At 71.8% G+C, this 5676-nt stretch carries 6 protein-coding genes; 5 read left to right on the plus strand and 1 reads right to left on the minus strand.

Annotation, left to right across the window (positions count from 1 at the left end; translation table 11 throughout):
- Window positions 1–91: 91 nt before the first annotated feature.
- Entirely contained in the window at window positions 92–1243 is a 1152-nt protein-coding gene (locus ACFV5H_RS37620; RefSeq protein WP_385054914.1) for a Gfo/Idh/MocA family protein, read from the minus strand.
- A 188-nt stretch (window positions 1244–1431) separates the two neighbouring features.
- Here ACFV5H_RS37620 and ACFV5H_RS37625 point away from each other — a divergent pair, with 188 nt between their 5' ends.
- Genes ACFV5H_RS37625 through ACFV5H_RS37645 form a run of 5 tightly spaced genes read left to right on the plus strand, consistent with a single transcriptional unit; the run spans window position 1432 to window position 5630 of the window.
- Window positions 1432–2082 (plus strand): GntR family transcriptional regulator, encoded by a 651-nt coding sequence (locus tag ACFV5H_RS37625; protein WP_385054917.1) that lies wholly within the window; start codon window positions 1432–1434, stop codon window positions 2080–2082.
- Between the two features lie 48 nt (window positions 2083–2130).
- Entirely contained in the window at window positions 2131–2883 is a 753-nt protein-coding gene (locus tag ACFV5H_RS37630) for a PIG-L deacetylase family protein (protein WP_385199170.1), read from the plus strand.
- Window positions 2880–3587 (plus strand): 4-carboxy-4-hydroxy-2-oxoadipate aldolase/oxaloacetate decarboxylase, encoded by a 708-nt coding sequence (locus ACFV5H_RS37635; protein ID WP_385054922.1) that lies wholly within the window; start codon window positions 2880–2882, stop codon window positions 3585–3587. The genes ACFV5H_RS37630 and ACFV5H_RS37635 overlap by 4 nt, the downstream gene beginning before the upstream one ends.
- Window positions 3584–4699 carry a 4-oxalomesaconate tautomerase gene (locus ACFV5H_RS37640; RefSeq protein WP_385054925.1) on the plus strand — a complete coding sequence of 372 codons (1116 nt, stop codon included), beginning with the start codon at window positions 3584–3586 and terminating at the stop codon, window positions 4697–4699. The genes ACFV5H_RS37635 and ACFV5H_RS37640 overlap by 4 nt, the downstream gene beginning before the upstream one ends.
- Window positions 4680–5630, plus strand: a complete 951-nt coding sequence (locus tag ACFV5H_RS37645) for a VOC family protein (RefSeq protein ID WP_385054928.1) — start codon at window positions 4680–4682, stop codon at window positions 5628–5630. The genes ACFV5H_RS37640 and ACFV5H_RS37645 overlap by 20 nt, the downstream gene beginning before the upstream one ends.
- The last annotated feature ends 46 nt before the right edge of the window (window positions 5631–5676 follow it).

Genomic DNA, 5676 nt, shown 5'->3' on the forward strand with positions numbered 1-5676 from the left:
CCCCTTCAGGGGCGCGGGGAACTGCGCGTGGGGGTCTGGGGGCGAAGCCCCCAGGGACGGGACGGGAAGGGGCGGCGGGGGCGAGGAAATGTCAGAGCACCACCCGGGCCCCGCTCTCCACGGACCGCGCCATCGCGTCCAGCACCGTGGCGCTGTGCACCGCGTCCGTCAACGTGGCCCCGTACGGAACCCCCTCCGCGACGGAGCGCAGGAACCGGTACGCCTCGATCACCTTCAGGTCGTCGTACCCCATGGCGTTCGCCGCCCCCGGCTGGAACGCCCCGAACTCCCCGTGCCCCGGGCCGACGTGGACCGTGCTGACGGGCTGGTCCTGGTAGCCGGTCCCCCTGCTGACGCCGAGTTCGTTCATCCGGCGGAAGTCCCAGAACACCGCCCCCTGGGTGCCGTGCACCTCGAAGCCGTAGTTGTTCTGCTCGCCGACCGACACCCGGCACGCCTCCAGCACCCCGCGCGCACCGGAGACGAACCGCAGCAGACAGCTGACGTAGTCCTCGTTCTCCACCGGGCCGAGTTCGCCGCCGGCCGCGCGGGAGTGACCGGCCGTGGCGCCGACGGGCCGGGCCCGCCGGGGGAGGAAGACCGCCGTGTCCGCGGTCAGCGAGGCGATGTCACCGAGCAGGAAACGGGCCAGGTCCACGCCGTGCGAGGCCAGGTCGCCGAGCACCCCGCTGCCCCCGCGCTCCCGCTCGTAGCGCCAGGTCAACGCCCCCTCCGGGTGAGCCGCGTAGTCGCTGAAGAGCCGGATGCGGACATGGGTGACCGTGCCGATCCCGCCGGAGGCGATCAGCTCGCGGGCCGTCTCCACGGCGGGCGCGTTGCGGTAGTTGAAGCCGACCGTCCCCTGCACCCCGGCCTTGGCGACCGCGTCCGCGACCGCGCGGGCGTCGTCCGCGCCCAGACCCACCGGCTTCTCGATCCAGATGTGCTTGCCGGCCTCGGCCATCGCGACACCGATCTCGCGGTGCAGGAAGTTCGGGGCGGTGATGCTGACGGCCCGCACCCGGGGATCGGCGGCCACCTCCCGCCAGTCGCGGGTCGTCGAGGCGAACCCGAACCGCTCGGCGGCCTCCTCGGCCCGGCCCGGCACCTCCTCGGCGACCGTGACCAGCTCCGGACGGAGGGCGAGCTGCGGATAGTGGTGCCGCACACGTGCGTACGCCTGGGTGTGCACCCGCCCCATCCAGCCGAATCCGACGACGGCGACACCCAGTGCGTCCACCATGAAAGCCTCTCTCCGGCCCGGTCCGTGTCCTGTCCGCTCACCTTCTGCGGGCACCTGGCGTCATGTCAACCTTTTGACAGGACAATTCACGTACCGGAGACGACCGCCGCAATACGGCGAACAAAATTGTTGACAATCTTGTTTGGCTAGATTTACGTTCGACAGGCACTCACTCAGGGAGGGCAACCATGCCGAACCAAGCCCGTCCGGGCACCGGGGAGCAGGCCAGACAGCTTGCGCTCGGGCAGCTGCGGGAGGCGATCCTGCACGGCGAGATGGCGCCGGCGCAGCGGCTGGTGGAGAACGAACTCGCCGAGCAGTTCGGCGTGACCCGGGCCAGCATCCGGGCCGCGCTGATAGAGCTGGAGTCCCAGGGGCTCGTGGAGCGGATCCGCAACCGTGGTTCACGGGTGCGGGTGGTGACCGTGGAGGAAGCGGTCGCCATCACCGAATGCCGTCTGGTCCTCGAAGGTCTCTGCGCGGCGAAGGCGGCGGCCGCCGTCACCGACGCACAGGTCACCGAGCTCAAGGACCTGGGCACGTCGATGCGTAAGGCCGTGGCCGACGGTGAACCGCTCACCTACTCGGAGCTCAATCACGAACTCCACGCCAGGATCCGGGAGTTCTCCGGCCAGCTGACGGCCGTGGAACTCCTGGAGCGGCTCAACGCCCAACTGGTGCGGCACCGCTTCCAGCTGGCGCTGCGACCGGGGCGTCCGCAGCAATCCCTGAACGAGCATCTGGCCATGATCGAGACGATCGCGGCCAGGGACCCGCAGGCGGCCGAGGCGGCCGTCCGCGCCCACCTCACCAGCGTGATCGAGGCGCTGCGCGACTGACGCACGCACCGGGGCGGGCGTCACCTGTCACCAAGGAGATCTTCAGTCATGACGCATGCCAACGCGCCCGCCGCCGTCCCACGTTCGACGCTCGTCGTCACCGCGCACGCGGGGGACTTCGTGTGGCGGGCGGGCGGCGCCGTCGCCCTGGCCGCCTCACGCGGGGAGAAGGTCACCATCGCGTGCCTGACCTTCGGCGAGCGCGGCGAGTCGGCCAAGGCCTGGCGCGAGGGGAAGAAGCTGGAGGAGATCAAGGCGATACGCCGGGCGGAGGCCGAGAAGGCCGCCGCCGTCCTCGGTGCCGAGGTCCGCTTCTTCGACGCCGGCGACTACCCGCTGACCGCCACCCCCGAACTGACCGACCGGCTCGTCGAGGTCTACCGGGCCACCCAGCCCGACGTGGTGCTCACCCACCCCGTCGAGGACCCGTACAACGGTGACCACCCGGCCGCCAACCGCATGGCCCTGGAGGCCCGCGTCCTCGCCCAGGCCATCGGCTACCCGGGCGAGGGCGAGATCATCGGCGCCCCGCCCGTCTTCTACTTCGAGCCGCACCAGCCCGAGATGAGCGGCTTCAGGCCGGAGGTCCTGCTCGACATCACCGAGGTGTGGGAGACCAAGCGCGCGGCCATGGAGTGCCTCGGCGCCCAGCAGCACCTGTGGGACTACTACACCGACCTGGCCGTCCGCCGAGGCGTCCAGCTCAAGCGCAACGCGGGCCCCAACCTGGGCCTGCCGCACAGGACCATGGCCGAGGCGTTCATGCGCCCGTACCCGCAGATCGCGAAGGAGCTGGCATGAGCGGCGTCGTCGTCACCGACCCCCCGAAGGCCGATCCCGAGGCCGTCGAGGCGCTCGCCGGGTACGGCGTGGCCACGATCAGCGAGGCCATGGGCCGCACCGGGCTGCTCGGACCGGGGATACGGCCGGTCCAGCAGGGCGTACGGGTCGCGGGCACCGCGGTCACCGTGCTCTCCTGGCCCGGCGACAACCTGATGATCCACGCCGCCGTGGAGCAGTGCGGCGAGGGAGACATCCTGGTCGTCACCACCACCTCCCCGTCCACCGACGGCATGTTCGGCGAACTGTTCGCCACCGCGCTGCAACGGCGCGGTGTGCGCGGCCTGGTCATCAACGCGGGCATCCGCGACACGCAGGAACTGCGCGAGATGGGCTTCGCCGCCTGGTCCCGGGCGGTCTCCGCGCAGGGCACGGTGAAGGCCACCGGCGGCTCGGTGAACGTGCCGGTCTCCGTCGACGGGCAGGTCGTCCGCCCCGGTGACGTGATCGTCGCCGACGACGACGGCGTGGTGGTCGTCCCCCGCGAGCGGGCCCGGGAGACGGCCGAGGCGTCCGAGGCCCGGGAGAACAAGGAGGCCGCCGCCCGCGCCGCCTTCATCGAGGGCCAACTGGGCCTGGACCGCTACGGGTTGCGCGAGAAACTGAGGCAACTGGGCGTGACCTACCAGTCGTACGACGCGTACGCGGCCGGGGAGCGGCCGTGACCGGCTCCGACGGGGTGCGCTGCACGCTGATGCGCGGCGGCACCTCCAAGGGCGGCTACTTCCTGGCCGACGACCTGCCCGCCGATCCCGCCGCCCGTGACGCCCTGCTGCTGCGGATCATGGGCAGCCCCGACCCGCGCCAGATCGACGGTCTGGGCGGTGCCCACCCGCTGACCAGCAAGGTCGCCGTGGTCTCCCGCTCGGCCGACCCGGACGCGGACGTCGACTACCTGTTCCTCCAGGTCGCCGTGGACACGCCCGAGGTCACCGACCGGCAGAACTGCGGCAACATCCTCGCCGGAGTGGGCCCGTTCGCCGTCGAGCGCGGGCTGGTGCCGGCCGGGGACGACGAGACGTCCGTACGCATCCGCATGCTCAACACCGGTGAACGCGCCGTCGCGACCTTCCCGACCCCGGGCGGGCGCGTCGACCACACCGGTACCGCCGAGATATCCGGGGTGCCGGGCACGGCCGCCCCGGTCGTCATCGAGTTCCCGCAGGGCGACAGTCCGCTGCTGCCCACCGGCAACGTCCGCGACACGATCGCCGGCACCGAGGTGACCTGCGTCGACAACGGCATGCCGGTGGTGCTGATCCCGGCGGCGGCGCTGAAGGTCACCGGGTACGAGACGCCCAAGGACCTGGAGGAGGACGTGAGCCTCGCCGACCGCCTCAAGGAGATCCGGCTGGCGGCCGGGCACCTGATGGGCCTCGGGGACGTCGAGGGCGCCACCGTGCCCAAGCTGACCCTGCTCGCCCCGCCCCGGCACGGCGGCGCGGTCACCACCCGCACCTTCATCCCGGTGCGCTGCCACACCTCCATCGGCGTCCTGGGCGCCGCGAGCGTGGCGGCCGGACTGCGCGTCCCGGGCGGGGTGGGGGAGGGGATCGCGCAGCTCCCCGGGTCCGGCGACCGGGTACGCGTCGAACACCCCACCGGTTTCCTGGAGGTCGACGTCCACGTCGACCCCGGCTCCGCCGTGGTCCGCCGCACCGCCGTCGTACGCACCGCGCGCAAGATCTTCGACGGCACCGTCTTCCCCCGGTCCGCCGAGACGGCGCCGATCCCCGCACAACGCCCTGGAGGCATCCATGACTCCGCCGCTCGGTGACATCGCCCATGTCGGCCACGCCCAGCTCTTCACGCCCGACCTGGACGCCAGCGTCGCCTTCTTCACCGACTACCTCGGCCTGACCGTCAACGGCCAGGACGGCGACACCGTCCACCTGCGCACCTACGACGACTACGAACACCACAGCCTGGTCCTCACCGCCCGCGAACGGCCCGGCCTCGGCCGGCTCGCGCTGCGCACCTCGAGCGAGGAGGCCCTCCAGCGCCGGGTGGCCGCCCTGGAGGCGGCGGGCCGGCCCGGGAAGTGGGTCGAGGACGAGCCCGGCATCGGCAGGCTCTACCTCACCGCCGACCCCGACGGCCACGAGCACGCCCTGTACTGGGAGAGCGAGCACTACCGGGCCCCCGACGAGCTGAAGCCGGCGCTGAAGAACCAGCCGCAGGCCAGGCCCAACCGGGGCGTGGGCGTCCGCCGCCTGGACCACGTCAACTTCCTCGCCGCCGACGTGCTCGCCAACGCCGAGTTCCAGGAACAGCTCCTCGGCGCCCGGCCCACCGAGCAGATCCGGCTCGACTCCGGGAAGATCGCCGCCCGTTGGCTGACCTTCACCGACAAGTCGTACGACGTCGTCTACACCGAGGACTGGACCGGTTCCTCCGGGCGGCTGCACCACATCGCCTTCGCGGCCGACACCCGTGAGGACATCCTGCGCGCCGCCGACCTCGCCATCGACACCGGCGTGTTCATCGAGACGGGCCCGCACAAGCACGCCATCCAGCAGACGTTCTTCCTCTACGTCTACGAGCCGGGCGGCAACCGCATCGAACTGTGCAACCCGCTCACCCGCCTGGTGCTGGCGCCCGACTGGCCGCTGGTCACCTGGACCGAGGCGGAGCGGGCCAAGGGGCAGGCCTGGGGCCTGAAGACCATCGCGTCGTTCCACACCCACGGCACACCGCCGACCGCCTGACGAGGACCGCGCCACCGGGGGGTGGGTCGCGCACACATGTGTGCGC

Origin of the sequence: Streptomyces sp. NPDC059787 (assembly GCF_042732315.1) — a bacterium.
Lineage (GTDB): Bacteria > Actinomycetota > Actinomycetes > Streptomycetales > Streptomycetaceae > Streptomyces > Streptomyces atrovirens.